Origin of the sequence: Arthrobacter sp. TB 23 (assembly GCF_000294595.1) — a bacterium.
In the GTDB taxonomy this organism is placed as follows: Bacteria; Actinomycetota; Actinomycetes; order Actinomycetales; family Micrococcaceae; genus Arthrobacter_D.
This window is the reverse complement of sequence record NZ_ALPM01000066.1, coordinates 18,031-40,476: the sequence shown is the minus strand read 5'-3', so window position 1 is coordinate 40,476 and position 22,446 is coordinate 18,031. Positions and strand designations below refer to the sequence as shown.

16 protein-coding genes and 2 pseudogenes are annotated in these 22,446 nt (G+C 52.8%); 10 read left to right on the top strand and 8 right to left on the bottom strand.

The window, feature by feature from the left end; translation table 11 throughout:
• Positions 1-47 precede the first annotated feature (47 nt).
• The 6 genes and pseudogenes from B384_RS0110015 to B384_RS18510 all read left to right on the top strand — a co-directional run.
• Complete coding sequence (locus B384_RS0110015; RefSeq protein ID WP_156809049.1) at positions 48-869, top strand: ABC transporter ATP-binding protein; 822 nt, start codon at positions 48-50, stop codon at positions 867-869.
• Positions 866-2,785, top strand: coding sequence for a glycosyltransferase family protein (locus B384_RS0110010; RefSeq protein WP_026041097.1), 1,920 nt, complete (start codon positions 866-868; stop codon positions 2,783-2,785). Before B384_RS0110015 ends, B384_RS0110010 begins: the two co-directional genes overlap by 4 nt.
• 16 nt (positions 2,786-2,801) lie before the next feature.
• Entirely contained in the window at positions 2,802-4,076 is a 1,275-nt protein-coding gene (gene wecC, locus B384_RS0110005; RefSeq protein WP_019482979.1) for a UDP-N-acetyl-D-mannosamine dehydrogenase, read from the top strand.
• A gap of 1,402 nt (positions 4,077-5,478) precedes the next feature.
• Positions 5,479-5,967: an IS110 family transposase gene (locus B384_RS0109990; RefSeq protein WP_050994944.1), complete on the top strand. Its 489-nt coding sequence runs from the start codon at positions 5,479-5,481 to the stop codon at positions 5,965-5,967.
• A 237-nt stretch (positions 5,968-6,204) separates the two neighbouring features.
• Positions 6,205-6,336: a hypothetical protein gene (locus B384_RS21115; RefSeq protein WP_019482975.1), complete on the top strand. Its 132-nt coding sequence runs from the start codon at positions 6,205-6,207 to the stop codon at positions 6,334-6,336.
• A 231-nt stretch (positions 6,337-6,567) separates the two neighbouring features.
• A pseudogene (locus B384_RS18510) lies at positions 6,568-7,490 on the top strand (IS110 family transposase); the annotation flags it as partial.
• A gap of 212 nt (positions 7,491-7,702) precedes the next feature.
• Here the strand turns inward: B384_RS18510 and B384_RS0109975 are convergent.
• The 3 genes and pseudogenes from B384_RS0109975 to B384_RS21110 all read right to left on the bottom strand — a co-directional run.
• Positions 7,703-8,614 (bottom strand): alpha/beta hydrolase family protein, encoded by a 912-nt coding sequence (locus B384_RS0109975; protein ID WP_156809048.1) that lies wholly within the window; start codon positions 8,612-8,614, stop codon positions 7,703-7,705.
• Positions 8,615-8,967: 353 nt separating this feature from the next.
• Positions 8,968-9,447, bottom strand: a complete 480-nt coding sequence (locus B384_RS20595) for an IS30 family transposase (protein ID WP_237715281.1) — start codon at positions 9,445-9,447, stop codon at positions 8,968-8,970.
• A 415-nt stretch (positions 9,448-9,862) separates the two neighbouring features.
• A pseudogene (locus tag B384_RS21110) lies at positions 9,863-9,976 on the bottom strand (hypothetical protein); the annotation flags it as partial.
• On the opposite strand from B384_RS21110, the gene B384_RS20815 reads away from it, so the two are divergent.
• From B384_RS20815 to B384_RS20140, 4 genes are all read left to right on the top strand, one after another.
• Positions 9,930-10,088 (top strand): hypothetical protein, encoded by a 159-nt coding sequence (locus B384_RS20815; RefSeq protein WP_192813084.1) that lies wholly within the window; start codon positions 9,930-9,932, stop codon positions 10,086-10,088. The pseudogene B384_RS21110 and the gene B384_RS20815 overlap by 47 nt on opposite strands.
• A 728-nt stretch (positions 10,089-10,816) precedes the next feature.
• Positions 10,817-14,278: an FkbM family methyltransferase gene (locus B384_RS0109965; RefSeq protein WP_019482968.1), complete on the top strand. Its 3,462-nt coding sequence runs from the start codon at positions 10,817-10,819 to the stop codon at positions 14,276-14,278.
• Positions 14,279-14,283: 5 nt separating this feature from the next.
• Complete coding sequence (locus tag B384_RS0109960) at positions 14,284-16,338, top strand: hypothetical protein (RefSeq protein ID WP_156809046.1); 2,055 nt, start codon at positions 14,284-14,286, stop codon at positions 16,336-16,338.
• Positions 16,335-17,000: a CatB-related O-acetyltransferase gene (locus tag B384_RS20140; protein ID WP_083850907.1), complete on the top strand. Its 666-nt coding sequence runs from the start codon at positions 16,335-16,337 to the stop codon at positions 16,998-17,000. The genes B384_RS0109960 and B384_RS20140 overlap by 4 nt, the downstream gene beginning before the upstream one ends.
• A gap of 527 nt (positions 17,001-17,527) precedes the next feature.
• Here B384_RS20140 and B384_RS20135 read toward each other — a convergent pair.
• From B384_RS20135 to wecB, 5 genes are all read right to left on the bottom strand, one after another.
• Positions 17,528-17,764 (bottom strand): ATP-binding protein, encoded by a 237-nt coding sequence (locus B384_RS20135; protein WP_083850906.1) that lies wholly within the window; start codon positions 17,762-17,764, stop codon positions 17,528-17,530.
• 270 nt (positions 17,765-18,034) lie between these two features.
• On the bottom strand, positions 18,035-18,292 hold the full coding sequence (locus tag B384_RS0109940; RefSeq protein WP_026041095.1) for a Mu transposase domain-containing protein: 258 nt from the start codon (positions 18,290-18,292) through the stop codon (positions 18,035-18,037).
• A 178-nt stretch (positions 18,293-18,470) separates the two neighbouring features.
• Positions 18,471-19,883, bottom strand: a complete 1,413-nt coding sequence (locus tag B384_RS20130; protein ID WP_083850905.1) for a glycosyltransferase — start codon at positions 19,881-19,883, stop codon at positions 18,471-18,473.
• Positions 19,884-19,971: 88 nt separating this feature from the next.
• Entirely contained in the window at positions 19,972-21,228 is a 1,257-nt protein-coding gene (locus tag B384_RS0109935; RefSeq protein ID WP_019482963.1) for a nucleotide sugar dehydrogenase, read from the bottom strand.
• 16 nt (positions 21,229-21,244) lie between these two features.
• Entirely contained in the window at positions 21,245-22,411 is a 1,167-nt protein-coding gene (wecB, locus tag B384_RS18495) for a non-hydrolyzing UDP-N-acetylglucosamine 2-epimerase (RefSeq protein WP_019482962.1), read from the bottom strand.
• Positions 22,412-22,446 lie beyond the last annotated feature (35 nt).

Below are 22,446 nucleotides of genomic sequence, written 5' to 3'. Positions count from 1 at the left end.
CAGTAGTTCGGGGCAAACGCGCAACAGTAGTTATCGACAAGGTAAGTATGAAGTATCGGGTGCCATCGACCGAGGTTCATGCCAAAGGCGGAGAAACCGGTTCAAGTCGAGCAATTAGGCGTTTGCTTGGTCAGACGCCGATGGTTTCTGTGGATGCGCTTAATGAGATGTCGTTGGTGGTCGAGCGCGGCGAATCCGTCGGTATCGTTGGTAGAAACGGATCCGGGAAAAGCACCTTAATGCGACTGATTAGCGGCGGGAGCAAGCCATCGAGCGGGGCGATTTACGCCTCTAGTATGCCGATCATGCTCGGGGTTAATGCTGCATTGGTACCCGAGCTCTCAGGGGATCATAATATCGTCCTTGGATGCTTGGCTATGGGGCTTACACGGAAAGAAATTGACGAAAAATTCGAATCAATTCTAGACCTCTCCGGCCTTGATAAAGCAATACATCTTCCGATGAGGTCATACTCAGCGGGGATGTCGTCGAGGTTGCGATTTGCGATCGCGGCAAGTGTCGATCCAGAGATTCTCCTCATTGATGAAGCGCTGAATACAGGCGATGCCCAATTCCGTGACCGCAGTAAACGCCGGATGGACGAGTTGAGGTCAAAAGCAGGAACGGTTTTTCTCGTCAGCCATAGCCTTGACACAATTATGGAGATGTGTACGCGAGCTATTTGGCTGGACAAGGGCGATCTTATTATGGACGGTGTGCCGGCGGAGGTTACGCAGTCATATGCTTCCTTTGCCAGGCACCTGGCAAAAGGCAATAACCAATCTGCTGTAAAAATATTGGCTGAGGCACAAAACAGCCTAACCTTAACCCAGGTGTTAGAGCGTGCGGCTGGTAGGAGAAGCGCATGACCGAGCGACCGTCCTGGATTAACAGTGTTCGCCGAGGTGTATGGCACGTGCGAATGGGCGGGATGAAGCAATTCAGATCTTTTCGAGCCCGCCAGCGGTCTGAGCATGGAATGTTGCGGTTGGAAAACGTGCACGGTGCACAAGCCGGGTGGACTGGTCGTGGCAGCAGCCGTCGACTTCAGTTCTCGCCAGCAGAACTGGCACAGAGACCCCCGCGGAGACAGGATCTTACGGTAGCAGTCATACTCGATGATTTTTCGGCAATAGCATTCGGTTTCGAGTGGAATACTTTCGCCTTAGGTCGGGATACCTGGAAAGAACAACTGAAGAGTACGGTCGTTGACTTCTTATTCGTGGAATCAGCGTGGGCTGGAAACAAAGGGGACTGGCGATATCAGATTACTGGTGAGTCAGGACCGAAAGAGCCGTTCCTCGACTTGATGGCGTGGTGTCGCAATAGAAGTATCCCAACAGTGCTGTGGAACAAGGAAGACCCGCCACACTATTCGGATTTCTTGGCGGCAGCGCGCGAGTTTGACGTGGTTTTCACCAGTGACTCCGGAATGATATCCGCTTACGTGAGAGATCTCGGTCATTCGAATGTGCATGTGTTGCCTTTTGCTGCACAGCCGGCAATTCATAATCCGGTTCGGCCGCGTTTCGGATGGCGAGAACGGGATATCGCTTTTGCGGGTATGTACTTCGCCGATAAGTACCCTGAGCGCAGAAAACAAATGGACTTTCTGCTGACTGGAGCTCTTGATGCTTCATCAAAGATGGACACGGGCCTTGAAATCTACTCCCGGCAGCTAGGAGGCGAGGATCGCTACCAATTTCCATATCCCATTAGTGAACGTGTAGTAGGCACCCTGGACTATGCTCAGATGCTGACAGCCTATAAGGCGTATAAGGTTTTTCTCAATGTGAATTCGGTCGTCGATTCGCCAAGCATGTGTGCTCGCCGGATATTCGAGATTACGGCAGCCGGGGCGGCAGTCCTGAGCACGCCGAGCGAGGCAACTCGTCATTTCTTCGAGGCCGACGAGTTGGTTACAGTGGAAACAAGGGCTGAAGCTGAACAGATGTCACGCGCCTTGGTCCGCAACCCCGAACTGGCCGATCGGCTGATCCATAAGGCGCAGCGAAAAATCTGGGCTGAACATACGTATGCCCATCGTGCTGAAAATGTCGTTCAAGCAGTTCTCCCTTCCAGGCATTGTCCTGTGTCAAGACAAAACGTATCAGCATTAGTTTCCACTATTCGACCTCACCAACTTGAACATGTGTTCCATACTCTCGGTTCTCAGATCGATATCGACCTTGAATTGGTCCTGCTTACGCATGGCTTCGATGTTTCTAAAAAGAAGATTGACGAGCTCAGTGAGAAGTACGGCTTAGGCCAAGTGGTTTTGCTTAGAGGAGATTCGAGCTTATCGCTGGGTGAATGCCTCAACGCTTGTGTTGCTGCGTCAAGTGGTGAAGTTCTGACTAAAATGGACGACGACGATTTCTACGGGCCTCGATATGTGTCGGATTTGGTCCATGCGCTTGGATATTCTGGATCTGACATCGTAGGGAAACAAGCTCACTACATGTATCTAGAAGCGAGCAATGCAACCTTGCTGCGTTTCCCGGAGAAGGAGCATCGGTTCACTCGGATGGTTATGGGCCCAACATTGATGGGTAAAAGAGATATATTCACCGGGCGCCCATTTGAAGCTGTATCGCGAGGGGAAGATACAGGGTTTCTGCAGTCTCTCGTGGAAGAAGGTGGATCGGTTTATGCTGCGGATCGTTTCAATTATTTTCAGCACCGCCGGAACCATGGACACACTTGGAACGTCGAGTCGGAGATACTTTTAGCTACCGCTGATGTAAAATTTTTCGGTTTACCTGCCGAACACGTGACAGTTTAAGGAAGATCTAGTGAATATGATCAGTAAAGTGGCCGTTATTGGTCTCGGTTATATCGGGTTGCCGACTGCCGCGATCCTTGCGACCAATGGGATAAGAGTTGTCGGGGTTGATGTGAATCAGGAGACAGTAGATTCGGTCAATCGAGGAGAGGTCCCTTTTGTCGAGCCTGACCTCCGAGTGCACGTGAGCGGGGCAGTAGCACAAGGCAATTTGTCCGCCTCAACGGAGACTCCGGCAGCCGACGTGTTCATTGTTGCTGTACCGACCCCTTTTAATGACGATAAAAGTGCTGACTTATCTTATATAGAATCGGCCGCGCGTAATATTGCGCCGAAACTTGCCGGCGGCGAGCTAATAATTCTTGAATCAACCTCCCCTCCCGGGGCGACAATCCATCTCGGTGAGTATCTAATAGCGCTTAGGCCGGACTTGAGCCTGAACGGTGAAAGCGGTCGGCCCCAGATTTTGGTGGCGCATTGTCCCGAGCGGGTGCTCCCGGGAAGGGTAATGATCGAACTGGTTACCAACGACCGGATCATCGGCGGGATTACTCGTGAAGCTGCCGAGAAATCCAAAGTTTTGTATGAGGTTTTCTGCAAGGGCGAGATACATTTGACGGATGCGACAACAGCGGAAATGTCGAAACTGGTAGAGAACTCTTATCGTGATGTTAACATCGCTTTCGCGAATGAGTTATCGATGGTGAGTAAGAGACTCGGAGTAGATATCTGGGAACTAATCAGCCTAGCGAACCACCATCCGCGAGTTAACATTTTGAGTCCCGGACCCGGTGTAGGTGGGCACTGCATTGCCGTCGATCCTTGGTTTGTAATTGATGCCGCGCCGGATTTAACTAATTTGATGAGGGCTGCCCGACAAGTGAATGATGGAATGCCATTCCACGTAGTTGAAGAGGTCACGCAGGCAGTTTTGCGAGTAGATAATCCTATTGTGGCATTTTTGGGTTTGTCCTATAAGGCAAACATTGATGACCTCCGGCAGTCTCCGGCGGTGGACATTGTGAAACGTTATGCCCAAAATAATTTGTCTGTGGATATTAGGTTGGTTGAAAAGCACATCGACAATATTCCGCAGGTCCTCCGAGTTCATCCGAACATTCGGCATCAAGAGCTGGACGGTGCTCTTGCCGATGCTAACGTGGTTGTACTGCTTGTCGATCATTCGGAGTTCACAGAGGTCTCTCTTTCGAGCTTGGTCGGGAAGAAGGTAATTGACACGCGCGGTGTATGGTTGACCAGCCGGGAACTGCGTTTTGAGAGGGTTATATAAATGACGACGGCGTGAGCGATGATGGTCGAATATCCGCTTTCTGAATGAACGTAAAATCAATGTCAACATATTGTGGGGTAGCGGTGCCTAGCCCCGTTGGTTCATCAAAATGGATGCCACAGGGAGCGTTTAGGCGGCGTATGGTTCGGACTGGGAAATTGAAATTCTTGACTCACGTTTCCACTGACCAGAATTACTGATTGGGCCCATACCTTCTTGGCTCCTACCTGGGGACCCAGCCAGAAGCACGCCTATGTTGTCCAAAATCACCCAGGTCGTCCTGCCACCTTTTGTCGACACGACGGAGCGCAGGTGTCCTATGCAGTCTTGAACGTGGCCACGTCCTTTGGCGATGCGGTCGGCTTCCGGAACTGGTCCGGGGTCCGTTTGGGCCAGTTCGTTTCCTCTGGTGCCTGGCGTCGGCCCAGTGCAATTCTGGGCTTGTTGGCGGTCATGAGCGTCGGAGGCGGTGAACACGATTCTGATCTGGACATCCCGAGTACGAGTGCCGGTGTCGTGGGGAATGTGGCCCCGAATGCGACAGTCTCACGGTTCTTCGAGCGAACCGAGTCTCGCGGCTCTCACGACGGTTCTCCCGGCCAAGGTCGAAGCGGTCTGCGGACTGGCCTTACGGGGTGCGATCCGCTCACCATGCTACGCGGATTTGCGGTCGAACCTTGATGCCGGACAAGACGAGATTGAGCACGTCCCGGACAGGCCGGACAATGATGATGGCGAATAGGTTCGGGGCAGCGCCTACTACTCCGGAGGTCCCCGATGAGCCGCCTCCATGGGGACCCTGAACACAAGCTTCGAGAGGTTAACGCCTACCAGTTACCGGACGCGATCGACCCCCAGGACGAGCCACTATCGATTGATTCCTTTTCTAAGATCACTGGGCTCATCCGGTGGGCGAGGCTGCGCTATCCGAATGCGGACATGCGCCGCATCGACCTGCTGGACGAGCGTGGCCTGAACCAGCAAGTGTCCAGGCAGCTTGGCACCTGCTCGTTCGTGGACCGGGCGCCAAACGGTGTCTCCACGGAATCACGGGATCAGGAAGGTCGTATCTGGGCTGGGCGTTCGCCAAGCATGTCTGCAAGAGCCCAATCCGTGCTCACTACGTCAGGATTTCGACCTAAGAAAGCCTATGGTGGCGCAAGACCCGTTACCTTTTTCTTAGCCCGCTCCAGTCGCAGGTTATGGGTGTGTTGGCCGGACGGCCCCGGCATGGTTTTTGCCCCTAGCCACTCATGATCCGGGGGATGGTGCCACCGGGTCAGCTTGACGGCAGGGCGATCGCTGATAGAGGCAGGATCATCGGGTTCTTCGTAACGAGGATGCGGCTCCCTCCGCCCGACCAGCCGACACCTCAGTTTCGTGGCGTGTCAACGGGGTGATCATGTTCGTGGAGCAAGAAAGTATCGATGTTTATCTCGGTCTGGACGTCGGCAAGACTGGCCACCACGCCGTGGCAATGAACCTGGCCAGAAAGAAGCTTAAGGACCGGGCTTTGCCGCAGGGCGAAACGAGGATCTGGGAGGTCCTCTCGGGGCTCCCCGACCATGGTCGTGTCATGGTTATCGTGTATCAGCACGCAACTATTGGTGTGCTGCCCGTGGCAGTGGCCCGATCTGCTGGTGCCGAAGTGGGCTGTTCACCTGGTCTGACGATGCACCGGTGCGCGGATCTCCACCCCGGTCAAGCGAAGACTGACGCCCGCGATGCGGCGATCAGTGCTGAAGCGGCCCGCACCATGCCGCATACGCTGCGTTCCGTGGACCTTGATGACGAGGCACTAGCTGAACTCGGGGTGCTATTCGGCTTCGTTGATGACCTTGTCAGCCAAATCACCGCGCTCCGATGTCCTCTTCGCCATGCTGCGCGATGAAACACTCTACGAAGACCCGGGAACAAGAAAACCTACCGACAGCTGCTTGACGAAAACCATAGAGGGCCCCTTGGCAGGCCCGTGAAGTCCTCGCGGAGTTATGCGGCCTTCACTCTCTAGGTGATTGACGAGTGGTCGCTGGATAGGGCAAGAGAATTGATGCGGGACATGCTGCTGGAGTTGATGGAAGGTCGTTGAGGCGAGACCCCGTCCGTTTTCTGCTCCAAGTATCAGCAAATGGAGTGGCACCAACGTCCCGGCTGCGGCGTCCACGCCGACGTGATCATGGACCGGATCATCCACAACGCTGTCTGGGTTGTGACGGCCAGCTACAGCATGCGCAAACACACGGTTGTGGCCACCGCGTGATCCGGAACGGGGAGCGCCAGTGGTGCTCAACCCCACCACCGGCTTCTTGCCCGAACACTGGGACTGAACCACACGATCAAGTGGCGCTCAAAGGATCAAATACTCACCCAGGTATGAGCCTGCGGCTGGGACATCAAACGAAGGCGGTTCCGGCTCTCCGCCACTGCCGGAAAATCATCACCCGAGCACGCACAAGTAGTCTGCGGATTCCCGCCAAAGTATGGGAATACGCGCCGGATCGCTGACCTGCACCCGGAGAAGCAAAAACGGATGCCCGCGATACGTTCATCATCGCCGAAGCCGCCCGGTCCATGCCCCACACGCTGCGATCAATCCAGGTCGCCGACGAACAGCTCGCCGAACTAACCATGCTTTGCGGCTTCGACAACGACCTCGTTAAGTAGGCCACCGCCACGTCGAACCAGATCCGGGGCTTGCTGACCCAGATTCATCCGGCTCTGGAACGAGTCCTTGGCCCACGCTTAGACCACCCCGCCGTGCTGGATCTGCTGCGTACCTGGCCTGCCCCGAAGCGCTACGCCACGCAGGTCGACGCCGGATCGGGAACCGGCTCATAAAGCAGGCGCCCCGCATGGGTGAACGCCTCGCCGCGGACATCATCGCCGCCTTGGATCAGCAAACAGTAGCCGTCGTGCGAACGAACGGGGCAACCATCGTGCTACCCCAGTTAGCGAGGATGCTCGCGGACATCCGCGAATCCCGGGACACGGTCTTCACCCAGGTCGAAGCCCTCGTGGAGGCCCACCATCTTCACCCGGTCCTGACATCGCTCCCGGCGGTCGGAGTCAGGACCGCAGCGCGAACCCCCACCGAGATCGTCGGGAAAGACTTCGCCACCGCCGGGCATTTGGCTTCCTACGCCGGCCTGGCCCCCGTGACCTGGCGGTCCGGAACATCCATCCGCGGGGACCACCCGTCACGGAAGGGAAACAAGATCCCCAAAAGAGCCCTGCTCCTTTCCGCCTTCGCGGCGCTCAAGGACCCACCATCCAGAGCCTACTACGACCGAAAACGGGCCGGTTAAAAGACATAACCAAGCCCTGATTGCACTCGCCCGCCGCCGCTGCGACACCCTCTACGCCATGCTCAAAGACGGAACTTTCTACGAACCACGACCGGCCACAGCCGCTTGACGAAAACCATAGACGCACCCCCGCCAATCGAACGACAACAGACCCAGCCAACGAGCCCAAAACCACAAAATCACACCGGTGGAGAACCAACCGCCCACCTACAGCCATGAAGGATCCGGGCTAAATTTCATATCGTTAGAGCGAAGCTGTTGCCAAAATATTTGGTGCCCTCCGGCGTACGTTGGGTTGGTCTCGGTTAGATCCGGTTGTCGCTACGTAACCTGCATCCGGCGAAACTGTTTCAGTACGAGGTCATGTAGACCAGCGAATTCGGGACCGGTTGGGGGACCGTGTCGCTTATTCTCTGAGTTTTGAATAAAAAATTCGATATTTTCGTCTGAGCGGATAGTTCGCGCGTTTGGGCCGAAAAATATGTCGTGAAAGCTCCGATAGTGACTGGTGAGGTGGCTTGGATCGTTCAGGTTCTGCAAATAGAAGAAGTTGGCGCGAAAGTCCTCATTTCGATAGAGCGACGACAGCGAAAATCTGTCTGGATACTTTTTCATAATCTCTTCGGAGTTCTGCCCCGGCCAACACACTTCAAAATACTTCTTTACTACACTTGGGATGTAGGAGGCAATCTCGATCTGGGGTGACTGGACCCAGGCGAACGAGTTTGGAACGACCGTCGCAAGCCGGAGGGCAGCAAACCCCCCGCCGGAACCGCCAACGATCAGCACCCGGGAAGCACCTACGCTGTGCCGCGCGTTATCGATCACAGCTGCCATATCCTCAAGCGGATCCCATCCGTCCACACCCAAATACCAGGAGAGTAGTATTTCATCGTCTAAAAGCATGCCCGGATCGGAGAAGGCGAGGATAGCCAAATGGTCAGGTTTTAGTGACTTCACTCTTTCAAACCTTTGAGCCGAGCGCTTTGTCGGTAGGGCTGCTCCATGCAAGGTCACGACCAACTCATCTGATGGATTAAGTACTGACATTACGTCGAGGTGAAACCGGTGACTGTTACTCCATTTGGGAGCGGTTATTACAGGTATTTTGCTGATTGCCGAAGCGCCGATTGGGAATTCGGTCCGGCGGACGGAGTGCTGATGAATTCGGGGCATACCAAATTTTGAACTCCAGTCCTCCCGAAGTCCCTGAGTTAACGGTTCTGCCTTCATTATATCCATTCCATTTTGGAAGACGGTTGCATGATGCCGAGATCGGTAGTCATGATGCTCGTTTCCACCGAATTTGTGGCGGTTGTGTCCTTGAAGCTGAAGACGTAGCTGGGGTGGACAACCCGACTAATTGTAGCGGAGGCGATGGTCAGATTTCGATGAGATAAGACCGGCGAGTAGGTCCCAACTCGTTCTTGGGATTGGGGGAGGCGCGTTCGTGCCTGACGCGGGTGAGGAAAGGGTTTGTGACTATCTGGCGTGGGCTTCCGCGCTCTAGACGATGCGTTTTCGAGAACTGCGTCAGTCCCGCACCGGCAGTCCGCTTTCGCGTCCGGCTCCTCCTGCCTTCGACGCTAGGCTGGTGTGTTGTCGGTGGCGGTCGGAAATTGAGGCCTTGTGACGGCGGCGGAATTCAGCGGTCGTTGCAACAGCCCATGATTCTGTCGGTGGTGAGATGAGTCTAGCGAGTTGCTCCGGAGTATTCCGTTGGTGTTCTCGTTGGACCCGCGTTGCCAAGGACTTGCGGGATCGCAGAAGTAGACCGGGATGAGCGTCCGGCGGGTGAAGTCCTGGTGGCAGGCCATGTCGGTGCCCTGATCCCAGGTCAGCGACTTACGTAGATGTTCCGGGAGCGCGCTCATCGACTCGGCCAGCCGATCGCGGAGGTTCTCTGCTCCTCTGTTGCCGGCTAGGCGCACGAGGATCGTGAATCGTGTGGTGCGTTCCACCAGGGTTCCGATCGCTGAGCAGCTTCCCTTCCCGATGATGAGGTCGCCTTCCCAATGCCCGGGTACCAGTCTCCCGGTGACCTCTGCTGATCGGTCGCGGATCATCACCATATCTGGGAACCGTTTGGTGCGGTGTTCTTTCCTCCTGCGGGGTCGGCGTCCGGTTCGTCCGGACCCGGGGACAGGGCAGGGTTGACCGCAAGATCGAGGTTTCCGCGCCCATATAACGCCTGGTAGACGGTTTCAGGCACGACCTGCATCTCGGTACGGTCGGAAAACTCCGTACGGAGCCGGTTGCTGATCTGGCGTGGGCTCCAGCGTTCGAGGAGGTGGGTCCTGACGAACGCTGCCAGCTCTGCACTGGCAGCGATCTTCCCGGTCCGGGGTCGGCTTCGCCTGGGTTCGGCGCTGCGCTGGGCTGTCCGTGGCCGGTAGTTGCCGGAGGGCTGGTGGGTGTTCCGTGGGTCTCTCGGCTCACGGTTGAGGGACTGCGCCCAAGCTCCCTGGCAATGGTTCGGACGCTTCGTATGGCGTGGAGCAGGTCCGCGATCGTGATTCGTTCCGTCTCCGAGAGGAAATGGACGGAGGTGACCGATGGTCTTTGTCGTGAGCTCGGCGGGTACTTCGTGACCACTCCCCTCTTTGAGGTGGCGGTGTGGCCGTGGCGCCACCGCGTGCCTGAGCTTCGGCTGATCCCGACGATCCGGCAGGCTTCAGAATTGCCCATTCTCTGTTTCATCAGCTGATCATAGTCAGCGCGGGCAGCGTTCTTCGGAGGTGCTCCCCGAGCCCTTCGTGCTCTTTTCGTCACTGCCATAGTTGCAACTCCTTGTAGTCAGGTGTTGCAACGACCGCTAGACGCCAAGCAGTCGAAGGGGCGTGGATACGACCGGTGGTGTTGCCGTGAGGTCGGTGGATACTTTGTAAGGCCCCTTCCGAGCGGACGCGCACTCATCTACCGTTGGTCTCTGTCGAACGGTCGCAGATCATTACCTTATCTCGCAACACTTTGTGCGGTGTCCTTCCTCTTACGAGGTCGTCGTCCGCGGGTTACACCGGAAGAAGCGGGGCCGCGGCCACCGCCAAACGGCGAGAACCTCGCCCCAATAGAGAGGTCGAACAACTCCGAGGAGAGAACGAGCGTTTAGGTGCAGAGGTGGCGCAGCCGGGAAAATTGCGAGTCCTGAGATCACAGGAACGACACTGAAAAGTTCAGGCGATCGACGATCTCAATGCCACGACCGGTTAGCGCTGTTGCTACACCTGGCAAAACCTCCCCGATCTACCGTCTACAACCACCGCAACCGGCCCACCCGGCTGGCCGCGGTGGTTGTAGACGGTCATCAAAAGAGCAGATCGAAACTAACCGACCAATGATAGGAACGTCGTCGACCGCGGTAATAAGATAACCTTGACTGGGTGCATCCACTACTGGCTGTGCTTAAAGTGCCGGGACTAAATGGAGCATAAATAGATGACTGTCTCACCAGTAATTCAGATCGAGCGAAACGGTCGAAAATTCTATTTCAACACGGCCTCCACGCAGGACCACATTGGAATGACCATCGCCAAATCTGCAGATTTCTATGAATGCGGTATGTTAGATGCGCTATCTAGCCTCTTGGCACCTGAAGATGTTGTCTTTGATGTGGGCGCCAATATAGGGAACCACTCGATATATTTCGCCGGAGTAGTCGGTGCAAACGTGATCGCTTTCGAACCCGTTCCACAGTCGATCGGACTATTGACAGAGAATGCTCGTATCAACGAACTCAATGATAAAATCAAGATTCTCTCATTCGGTCTTTCTAGCTCACGAGGGACGGCCAACGTCGCCTTCCCTGAAAATAACCTCGGGGCCGCCAGATTAAAGGCTGACGCGGCCGGCGAGATAGAGCTTTATGCGCTTGATGAACTTGAGGAAGCCGCCAAGCTTGATCCCACCCTGATCAAAATAGATGTCGAGGGTATGGAGAGCGAAGTAATCGAAGGTGCTCTTGAAACCATAAGAAGAGCCAAACCCATAATTGTCTGCGAATGCGCCGAAGTCAATGAGTATCATGCTGTTGCCTCAAGATTGTCAGACTTGGGATATACCCCCGTAGATTGTTTCAATGCGACCGCGACGTACGTTTTTTTCTCCGATGAACACATGGCTAACCCGGATATTTTTCAAAAATACTTAGCGATGCGTAATCTGCAGTCAGCAAAGGAGCTGAGGGATCTCCGGCGCACGCTACAACGGTCAATTGCTAATGCTGCTAAAACTAATGAAAATCAAAAACAAATTGCCGCCTCGGATCAAGTAGAGGTTAATTCAAAGGAAATTCAACTCGTTCAGGACCGCTTGGCCGAGGTGATGACCTCCCTGAGTGCACATAGGAGCGGGTTCGAAGAGCATCGTACAGATTCAGCCGTAAGGGCCAAACGTCAAAGTGAGCTGGACGGCCAAGTCCAGGAGCTGGGGCTCGCGCTGAAGGGTCTGAAGACGGCCGCTGAACAACAGGAGACAAAATCTGCCCGCACTTTGGAGCATCACGCTGATCAGAGTGGTCGACTTCAAAAAATGGCGCTCAATGTCGATGAACTGAAGGCGATTGTCGAACATCTTGAGACAAGCTTTGCTCAGTCCGCCGCAGAGATCGAGCGGGTGGTTGCTACATCAGCGGATCAGTCTGAGAAGATCAAATTGCTGCTTACTCCGGAGGCATCCGACTATATCGATGCGGACGCTTTGAAGGCATACGGCGAATCAATCGTCGATCACTTGGTTAGTGAAACGGATCGGCGAATAGTTGCGCAAAGCCGGATAGTAGATCGTCATCTGATGTCCCTACAGGAGGATGTCGCAGGAATAGTGAAGAATCAGGCCTTGATGGCGAACGGAATAATCGAGTTAAAAAATGCCACTGTCAGTGTTGGCGTTATTCACAGCCAGTTGAACAGCGTCACATGGCATCAGAAAGATCTTGAGACAAGAACGCTTAACAGGCTCGTTCGGCTCGAAAAACGTATTCATCATTTACAAAACCATAGAATATTTCGAGCACTCAGGCGAAGCAGGCGGATTGTCAGAGGAATGGCTTTTTGGCAACCCCAAAAACCGGCTCTTGAAGCATCACAAAAATCGATTCCAAAGCGGCTGCAGGAATTAAGTGCTGGCGGGCCGAGCGATACTGGCAAAGCGCAGGCGAAGGTTTCCAGCCAGCTTCCCGTGGAGGCCCAACACACTGAATCACCAGCATCTCCGCCAGTTGAGATTACGGATGTTCCCTATGCAACGCGGACTCGGGGAGGTGTTAGAGCGCACACCAAGATTTACAGCGAGAAACCCCTAATCACGGTGATCATGACTTCCTACAACACTTCTGAGCACATCGAAGCTGCGGTGCGTTCGATCTTGGAACAGTCATGGAATAATTTAGAGTTGATAGTCGTCGATGACTGCAGCACCGATAACTCGCGGGAGGCTTTGCTGGGTTTAGCCGCGGCTGACGATCGGATGACCGTCTACTGCCTCGGGAAAAACCGAGGGACCTACTACTGCAAGAACTTCGCTATGACCCGCGCGAATGGCTCTGTATTCACCTTTATGGATAGCGATGATGTCTCAGACCGCCGCCGTATCGAAAAGCAGTTTGATGCTCTAAACAAGCCAGGCATCGCGGTAAGTACCTGTCTCCATGAACGGCGAGATGGCGATGGAAACCTTATACTAGTGAACGGGAAAAAGGCCCGAATAGCGTACATAAGCCAGATGTTTGACCGACAGGTCATTGAAGAGATTGGCTTCTTCGACACTGTTCGTACATCGGCTGATGCAGAATTTATGCAGCGGATAGCTCTTACGTACGGATCTCGATCCCGAGGCACCGTAGCGGAGGTTCTTTATATTGCACTGGTCAGGGATGGTTCGCTCACGAGCGACCCTGAGAACTCGATTTATACTACCGTTGGTGCATCTTCCACTCCCTCGCTGTCCCCAGATCGCCGGAAGTTTGTAGATGGGTACGAGGCCTGGCATTCTCACCTCTCTGCGAAGAACCTCAGGCCGTATACACCGTTTCCTGTCGTTAGACGGCCGTTTCCGGTCTCCGGTAAACTCGTGGTTGATGAGGCGCTTCGGGACAACAAAGTAAGTGCTTACGTGGCGACATACCCGCCTCGCGAAGAGAAACTGAAAAATGTTGTCGCTCAAATACTTCCTCAAGTAGACACACTATACGTTTATCTAAACGAGTACAATCAAATACCTACTTTTCTTATCCATCCCAGAATTGTTGTTAAACAGTCGGATAACCTTCCTAACATAAAGGACAATGGAAAGTTTTATTTCACTGCTGATGCCGAATCGGGATATTGCTTCACTATTGACGACGATATCAATTATCCACAAGATTATATCCAGACTCTTATTCGAAAAATAGAATTCTATGATCGTTCAGCCATAGTCGGCATCCACGGCACAATATTTGCGAAACCGTTTGTAAGTTATCTTGACGGCCGAACTTTATACCACTTCAAGAAAGCGTTGCGGAAGGACACGATTGTTAATCAACTCGGAACCGGAACGGTCGGTTTCCACACGGACACTGTAAGGCCTTCTCTGAATAATTTCAAGAATACGGGCATGGCAGACGTTTGGTTAGCGATTAAATCCAAAAGAAGCAAGATACCAATGGTATGCATTGAACGCGCTGCTAATTGGTTAACGCCGATGGAGCGGGATGAAGAAACCCTGTTTAATACATTTAGGGGAAAGTTCACTACCCAAACGGAGCTTATTGCTGAGGAAGGCGAGTGGTCCGAATCCTTGAGTGCGGATCTACAAACGCTATTCGCTTCAAAGGCAGAAAAATACGGGCAATCGTACGCCCAGCTCTTGCCCGGTAATCTCGACCGCCTCGCCAGCGGTTCGTACGCAGTTCAGCGATAGGAAATATGATGTCAACCAGTTCAAATATTTTCGGGCAAATCCAAAAAAATAAGATATCGATGGCATCAACATCTGATGTCAATGCCAAGCTTGCGGCGTTAAATGATCAGATTCAAACAGTGGTAAAACCGGTTTTATCTCCGGCATCGAAAAAGAAAGCACTGTCCTCGGTAGCTGAAGAGTTCACCATATGGAAGTCCAGTTCAGAAGCTATCAGGGAATCGACGTCCCTGGAGTCCACTAAAGGTCAGACAATAACCCCGTCTACTTTGGCGCGTGAGCAATACTTCGTGCCTGGATTAGATCACCAGGTCAATAGCAAACGGACCAAGATTCGAGCCGGCCTAGCAACCATTCCGGGAAGGGAGGAAGGGTTGGCTGCTGTGCTCAGGACGATTTCTCCACAAGTCGATGAGTTATTTGTCTACCTAAATGGTTTTAATGAGATTCCCGCCTGCATTCTGGGATACGACAACTTATTCATAGTCGAGGGGCCGGATGTCGGAGATAGGGGAAAATTCATAGCGGTGGACCGGTTCGACGGTTATTACTTCGCTATTGACGATGACATTAACTATCCCCCTAACTATGTTCGACGGCTGATTGACAGCATCGAACGTTATGGTCGTCGCGCCGTGGTGGGGTGGCATGGCTCGCAACTGAAGAAGGGATTCTCCAGTTACTATGACCAAGCAAGTAGGCGAGTTATGACATTTGGCGGCCGGTACGATGATGATCATCAGGTTCATCTACTGGGTACCGGGTGCCTAGCGTTCCATACAGATACCATTGACGTGAAATTCGACGACTTCATGCTGCCGAACATGGCTGACATATTTTTCGCGCTAGCGGGGCAAAAACAAAAGGTCCCGTTTATATTGTCCGCCCATAGAAAGAACGAAGCCACACCTATAGCTTTCGAAGGCCCAGATACTTCGATCTCCGGTTCGTCGATAAGTAAGACCGGGTCACGTATTGATGTTCGAAAAGAGACGGATAGGTTAGTTAAGTCTGCAATTCCGTGGAAGTTCCATGACGCCGGTGCTCCACACGTTCGGGAAAAATTCTCAGTAGCTCTAATCGGACGTACAGATAAAAAACGATGGAAGCATGGCGGTATTTTGAAAAGCAGCCATTTGACATATGACATGCTGCAGCCTTACGGTGTGGATTTGAATCTGGTTGATGTCGAGACTGGAGACGTCAAAGGGTTGAATGGCAGAGCTGCGCAGATCGTAATCGTATATCCCGGTGATCCTGATAGGCCGGATTACCTTCAGGTAGAGCAGCTTGTGGACTATCATGCATCTCGTGGCAGAGTCGTTGTGGTGAATCTGAGTTTGAACCACGTCCTGGGGCGGTATAAGTTTGCCGTCGATCGAATATTGTCGTGGCGGTCCAAGTATGAGGATCGAGTTTGGCTGATGGCGTTTACTGACCGTGCCAGGGATATTCCTGAACTTAGGGAAGTCCGGGACTTCATCGTTACTGTTCCGAAGACTCTAGAGTTTCCTGACACGGAGGTCCGCGCCTTCGGGGACACTGCAGGAATCTTCTTGGGCGACTACGGCAAGCTATGTGACGCTTCTCTTCTTGGTTTTCCTGTTGAGGAAGTAATTGCGAAGTTGCGGGCGGCGCTACCTGAAGCTCCGTTGTATTGCGTCCGTCAGTATCGTCCGAAAGAGGCAAAGGATCTTGGGCTAGAAATACTTCCCTACCTCAAGGACGATTTCGGTCCTTTGCTCGCCAAATCCCGTTTGATGGTGTCGATCGTGAAATACGCAACTTTTGAAATGGTGCCCGCTGAACTGGCAGCGATGGGCATTCCTTTGATCTACCCTGAAATGGCTCTATCATTGTCTGATTATGTTGGACTTAGCGGTAAAGAGGTGCGTTCTATCCAGGAGCTAGTGGAGTCCGCGACAGATCTTTATCGGGATCCTTTGTTATGGGAGTCGTTGTCGCGATCTGGTCAACTTCGGAGCCAAAGTTCGCAGGTTGACCTTCTATCTGCGCAAATGTATATGTCGCTAAAAAGATTATCTAGGCACGCGTCATGACAACTTTTGATTTGGGTTCAATTGAATTCGCTCGGCCGCGAGTCTTACGCAGCCCAAGCCATAAATGGCTTGTCATGGCGGAACCTAACGTGAACGTAAATTATTGCGAACTCATGGGAAATAGCTTTTTCGGCTTCGGTTCTTATATTAACTCTGGTCGTCTCCGGTCACAGGTTGAAGTGGGTCGGTATTGCTCCATAGGCAGGAATGTATCAATTGGCCTCGGAAGTCATCGTCTTGAAGGTTTTTCAACGTCATCTTTCCTAGTCGAAAATGTGGGCGGAAGCCCCGCTAAGTTGGCGAGAGGAACAGTCAATCGTCGAGTTTTGATTGGACATGACGTCTGGATCGGGGATAATGTATCCATCAATTCGGGCGTCACCGTTGGAACTGGTGCGGTAATCGCTACGGGGGCGGTGGTTGTGAAGGACGTTGCGCCGTATCAAATTGTGGGCGGAGTATCAGCACGAGAGATACGGCCGCGGTTTTCGGACGATTTAGTTTCTCAACTATTGTTTTTGGAATGGTGGAATTTGCATCCAGTAGTGCTCAAGAAGCTCGTAACGCGCGACGTTCAGGAAACGATTGACAGACTTCACCAAGTAGATAAAGAACGGTACTTTTTTGAACGGTGCCATGAGACGGTTGTTCCTCCCGCTTGAAACGGCAGATATCCTACATTTATGGCATAGTATCAAGCGCTGGGATACGCCGAATGTAGTTTTGGTAGACGGTATTGTATCCGATCAGCTGCAAAGAAGAATGGGTCGGAGCCAGTCGTGGGTTTGGCTAAATTGTTCAAGTCAAGAGCTGGTTTCCCCTAGCCCAGCCAGCAGTGATTTCGATTCGCAATATGGTAAATTCTTGTAGCCTGACAGTGTGGTGAACGAACTGGCCTTTTGGATAAGTTTGGGTTGTCGCAGTCGGGTTTCGCCATTCGTTTCATGTGCTGATCGTGGTCTCCGGACTGGTGGACATTTGTGCGGGTTAAGAATTCGGTCTAAATTGGGGTTTAGTTTAGGTACGCCTAATAGCCGAATTGACCACAGTGTTAAGTGAGGGGTCTGACATGGAGAAGTTCTCTGGGTGAAGGGGGCTTTCCACAGCTCTTGTCGTCCAGGAGGCCCTGAATGTCCCAGCTAATTCTCTGAAGTGCAGACCGATACTAGGTTGACGTCTGGCGGATGATTCACCTGGTCGCCGAGTGGAAGGGGACCCGCTGCCCTGTCTCAGCTGCCTTGATTCCGGTATTGGCCTCGACCCGGGTTTTCCCGGTCCCAGCCGTGTCGGCAAGGACCACGTTCTTAGCTTCGGAGATAAACAACCCGGCGCCTAAATGGGCGATCAGGTTCCGATTCGCCGTGGGCTGGTGACCGAGGTTGAACTCCTCCAGATTTTTATGGACGGGGAATATCGCAGTTGAGATCCGGGTCGCCGCTTCAGAAGCCGTGAGACCACCCTAGGTCTGTGGCCTGGTCCGAGCCGGCAGAACCCGACACTGATCCATGGCGCACGTAACTCCTTTGCATAGTACTCGATCTGTGGCTGGCGTCTCGGGTATGAGGCCACCCGCGGCAACGGCTGGCTGCTGATCGTGGTCGATGCCGAATACTCCTTAGCAGATCCTGGGGTCGCGGACCTGCAAGGATTCCACCACCTCGGGTCCGTGCACTCGTTGGGCGTCAGTATCCGCGCATCACCGCAGCCCTGCCACATGGGCCGGATCGGTGACCGCCCGATGCCGTGTCCATACCCGGGCATGTGGATCGAAGATGCCGCCCTCATAGGTGACTGTGACAGTATTCAGAACCGCGATGATATCAACGATCCGCCCCATGAACGAAGGGCGAACGGAGTAATCATTGGAGAATGTGGCAGGCGGTCCGTATTGCGGGACACCGTACCCGGGCTCACCGGCTGCAACGTGGAATAGGCCGGTTGTTGCCAGGTTCATGGCAGATAAAACTAATACCCATACTGGCACTGATCGTTGACGGGAAAACAAATATGTAAGTAAAACTCACCTGAAATCATGTCTTCTGGCAACCAATTCAGAAGGCCCCTTATGCTTCCAAAACTCCAATCTCTTCTCAGCACAACACCATCATTTAACGTCCAAATTCACGGTGAAACTAATTTCCTTTCAAAATGCTGTTAATTATTTCTACAGCTTGACGGGCGCCATTCATGTCGTACAGAGGTGCCTTGAACGGTTTGGGGTCCAAGGCAAGTAATTTAACGGCCGCTTCTAGGGAATCGTTCGAATCCGCTAGTATTCCATATCCTTTGTCGGCAAATACTTCCGCCCGCAGCCTTTGGTTATCGGTGAGTGTTTGATCGTTAGGGATGACTATGCAAGGCAAGCCCGCTCCTATCGCCTCGTGGATTGAGTTGTAGCCACTAGCTATGATGCCGAATTCAAATGCGGCTAGGCATGGGGCTAGCGGATAAGCGCGAATCTGTGTCAAATCGGATATATCGGCAAGGGCGGCTGCCAACGGTGACATAGCGACGACTGGTTCCCACTGCAAACCAAGCTTACGGACAGCGTTGATAGCGGCAGTCCTAAGATTTGTAATGTCGTTGAGATTACCGGCACCAAGTTGAATTAGGACGTTCCGACGCCCGCCATCTAAGCCAAGTTCTCTACAAGCGTCGTCTCGGGAGCGAGCTTGGCTAGTGTTGTATAGTGAAATCGGTTCAACTTTATGATCGGTATCAGCCAATTGTAGCGGTCCAATATCGGCACCCTCTGCAATATCGCCAGGGGCTATAACTGCATCGACAAAGTCCCGTGAACTCAATAGCTGCGTAGTGCTGCTTTCTTCTTTCCACAGGCCTCTGCGAAGCCAGATGAGAGGGGTGTCAGAGTGCCGGGTTGCGTCTGATACCCCCCGATAAACAAATGATCCGTCGAATATAACTACGTCAGGTCGGTTGACTGCAATAACTTCGTGCATGAAGATCGCAAAGCGCCTATGCCATTCCCTCTGACTCAGGCTAGTGCTCTTGTGGCTCGGATAAGGAAGCACTCCAAACCCGAAACGTTCGACTATCCGGGCAGCACCGGATAGGGAAACAAACTGCGAAGAGAAATCTTCGCGCCCCGCGATCGCTACAGCCAAGCATCGGGTGAGATGGCCCATTCCCGCTCCGTTACTAGTAATAAAGAGAACGCGCTTTGAAATCGCAGAAGGATAGGGGAGGACCGTTGACGAGCGGGTTTTCGCCAACGGTTCGATCTCAAGTCTCAAGTCGTCTAACACGGCTTCAATTTTTCCGAGTCGTGTGGTGGCTCGGTAATCGAATCTTGAGGTGTCCTTGCGCACACGTTCTATTTTTGCATGAAGGGTATGAGCTGTCTTTCGGTTTTGTCTATCAATGGAGAATCCGATGATACCTAATTGGAGCGAAATGAGGGCAAAAAATAGGCCAAAAAATATTTGAATACTCGAATGCTGGGTAACCGTAATGAAGCTAATGAATATGATTAGTAGCGTTGGTGCAGAGAACAGCACAATACGGAGTGCCGGTACATACTTCATTGATATAGAACCTTTGGTTCCGGCAAGCGTGTGGAGGGAGAATGACCCCTGAGTTGCCTGTACGATTGTCGATTTGTTCGATAAAAAATCACAAACGGTGCGCTGAGGCCGTGGTGGTCGCCCCTCGCGTATCAAAGAAGATGCGTGCGGTTGTACTCAAAAGGTCGACGTTATATTCAGAGTGGTTTTGGAGAAGGACCACTACGTCTGCACCGTCAACAGCCGAGTCTAGATCTTCTTCTACTCCTATTGTTGTTCCGTCGTAGCTCCAAGTTGAGATTTTCGGATCGTGATACGAGATCACTGCACCGTTACGGCTCAGAAGTAGTGCAATAGGCTCCGCCGGGGATTCCCTGCGGTCAGCAATGTCGGGTTTGTAAGTTACGCCGAGTAGTAGAATTTTTGATTGGTTGAGCGATCGCCCGTGCCTATTGAGTAGTTCTTGGATTCTTTGGACTACGTAGCGGGGCATACTGTTGTTAATTTCCTCGGCTAGTTCCACAAATCTAAACGGGTAGCCGAGGGATTTCCGCACTTGGTAGCTCAAATAGTTCGGATCGATAGGGATGCAGTGCCCGCCTACGCCTGGACCGGGATAAAATGCCTGGAAACCAAAAGGTTTGGTCTTCGCAGCATCGATTACGTTCCACAAGTCAATGTCTAGTTCGTGGCAAAACTTGGCCATCTCGTTGACCAAGGCTATGTTGATATGGCGATAAGTATTTTCCAGAAGCTTTGCGGTTTCGGCTTCTTTAGTTCCTTTGACAGGCACTACTATATCGATAAATGAAGAGTAAAATTCACAAGCAATTTTGGTGGAGTTCTCGGTTGTTCCGCCCACGACTTTCGGCGTATTCGTCAATCCGTATGTTTGGTTGCCTGGATCAATTCGCTCCGGAGAAAATGCTAAGTAGAAATCGATGTCCAGGGTGAGGCCCGATTGCTCAAGGATCGGTAGGACTAGATCATCAGTAGTGCCAGGATATGTAGTTGACTCCAGTACGACCAAGGTGCCAGTCGTCATGTGTTCCGAAATTGAGCGAGTTGCCCCTTCCACTGCACCTAGGTCCGGGCTGCCGGCGTCCCCGAGGGGCGTTGGAACGCACATTACTACGACGTCGGCGGTGCTGATAATTGCAGAATCGGACGTTGCGCTGTATCCAGAGCTAATCATCAGCTCAACTTCTGAATTACTTATATCGTCGACATGCGATATTCCCTGGTTGAGGTCTTCGACCGTTCTGCGGTTTAGATCTAGTCCGGTAACTTTCAAACCGGCGCTCACAGCGCCCTGTGCTAATGGGAGACCAACATATCCTTGGCCGATTATGACTAAATGTTTCATTCCTTGTTTTCCGTTTCTATATTTCAATAGGTCGTAGAATATGAGAGTTCGGATGCTCCGAAAAGTCCATGAGTCTGTGACCCAGTCCGAACATTTCTGCTATTGCGCCGTGCGCTCTTGCAGCAGCCCTTCCGTCGCCGTAGGGGTTCACAGCGTTGGCCATAGAGTTGAACCGCGCTTGATCATTCAGTAGGTCGGTCACTTCCTGGACTATTCGGTTCTCCCCGCATCCGATCAGGACAACGGTGCCAGCCCGGACCGCTTCCGGACGTTCTGTGTTGTCCCTCATGACAAGTACGGGTTTCCCAAGGCTGGGTGCCTCTTCTTGAATACCTCCAGAATCAGTCAAGACTAGGTCGGCTAAGGAGAGTAAACGTGTGAACTCACCATAGGCCAATGGTTCTGTCACAATGACATTTGTTTTGTCCCGAATAGCTGGCAGGACGGCTTCACGCACTACAGGGTTCTTATGCACGGGCAATACTATGGTGAGGTGAGGGTTCGAGTCGGCGATACGGGCCAATGCCCGTCCGACCCCTCGCATTGCGTCGCCTTGATTCTCTCGGCGGTGTGTCGTGACCAGAAGTATTCTCTTACCGGATCCGGCCAGGTCCTCTAATTTCGGGTCTACAAAAGGGATGTTCTTCTGCACGGTTTCGAGAAGCGCGTCAATCACCGTATTTCCGGTTATAACTATATCCTTTTCCGAAATATTTTCGGCCATCAGGTTCGCTTTACTGGTGGACGTGGGGGCTAAGTGGAGGCTCGCAATTTGTGAAGTGATCTTTCGATTTGTTTCCTCGGGGAACGGTGAGAACATGTTACCGGACCGAAGACCTGCTTCGACGTGAATCACGGGAATCTGGTGATAGAACGCGGCGATAGCTGCGGCAGTCGAGGTTGTGGTGTCGCCCTGAACGACCACGGCATCCGGCCTGTTGGTTTTGAACAAATGATCTAGACCCTCGATGGTTTTAGTCATAATCGAGTTCAAGCTCTGACCCTGCTGGAGGATGTTCAGGTCATGGTCGGGGTCAATACCAAACAGTCGATTGACTTGATCGAGCATCGCCCGGTGTTGGCCCGTGACCGTAACAACACATTCGAAAATAGCTGAAACCTTCAGCGCTTCGATGATCGGAGCCATTTTTATGGCTTCTGGTCTGGTGCCGTAGATTGGCATGATAACAGGCAAAAAGGATCCCCTAAGCTTTCCTG

Excerpts from the sequence above, each read along its gene's own strand:
- B384_RS0110015 (WP_156809049.1), top strand. The coding sequence starts at position 48 with ATGAAGTATCGGGTGCCATCGACCGAGGTTCATGCCAAAGGCGGAGAA.
- B384_RS0109965 (WP_019482968.1), top strand. The coding sequence starts at position 10,817 with ATGACTGTCTCACCAGTAATTCAGATCGAGCGAAACGGTCGAAAATTC.
- B384_RS0109975 (WP_156809048.1), bottom strand. The coding sequence starts at position 8,614 with ATGAAGGCAGAACCGTTAACTCAGGGACTTCGGGAGGACTGGAGTTCA.
- B384_RS20130 (WP_083850905.1), bottom strand. The coding sequence starts at position 19,883 with ATGAAGTATGTACCGGCACTCCGTATTGTGCTGTTCTCTGCACCAACG.
- B384_RS21115 (WP_019482975.1), top strand. The coding sequence starts at position 6,205 with ATGGAGTGGCACCAACGTCCCGGCTGCGGCGTCCACGCCGACGTGATC.
- B384_RS0110010 (WP_026041097.1), top strand. The coding sequence starts at position 866 with ATGACCGAGCGACCGTCCTGGATTAACAGTGTTCGCCGAGGTGTATGG.
- B384_RS20595 (WP_237715281.1), bottom strand. The coding sequence starts at position 9,447 with ATGATCCGCGACCGATCAGCAGAGGTCACCGGGAGACTGGTACCCGGG.
- wecC (WP_019482979.1), top strand. The coding sequence starts at position 2,802 with ATGATCAGTAAAGTGGCCGTTATTGGTCTCGGTTATATCGGGTTGCCG.
- B384_RS0109935 (WP_019482963.1), bottom strand. The coding sequence starts at position 21,228 with ATGAAACATTTAGTCATAATCGGCCAAGGATATGTTGGTCTCCCATTA.
- wecB (WP_019482962.1), bottom strand. The coding sequence starts at position 22,411 with ATGCCAATCTACGGCACCAGACCAGAAGCCATAAAAATGGCTCCGATC.
- B384_RS0109990 (WP_050994944.1), top strand. The coding sequence starts at position 5,479 with ATGTTCGTGGAGCAAGAAAGTATCGATGTTTATCTCGGTCTGGACGTC.
- B384_RS20140 (WP_083850907.1), top strand. The coding sequence starts at position 16,335 with ATGACAACTTTTGATTTGGGTTCAATTGAATTCGCTCGGCCGCGAGTC.
- B384_RS0109960 (WP_156809046.1), top strand. The coding sequence starts at position 14,284 with ATGATGTCAACCAGTTCAAATATTTTCGGGCAAATCCAAAAAAATAAG.
- B384_RS0109940 (WP_026041095.1), bottom strand. The coding sequence starts at position 18,292 with ATGAACCTGGCAACAACCGGCCTATTCCACGTTGCAGCCGGTGAGCCC.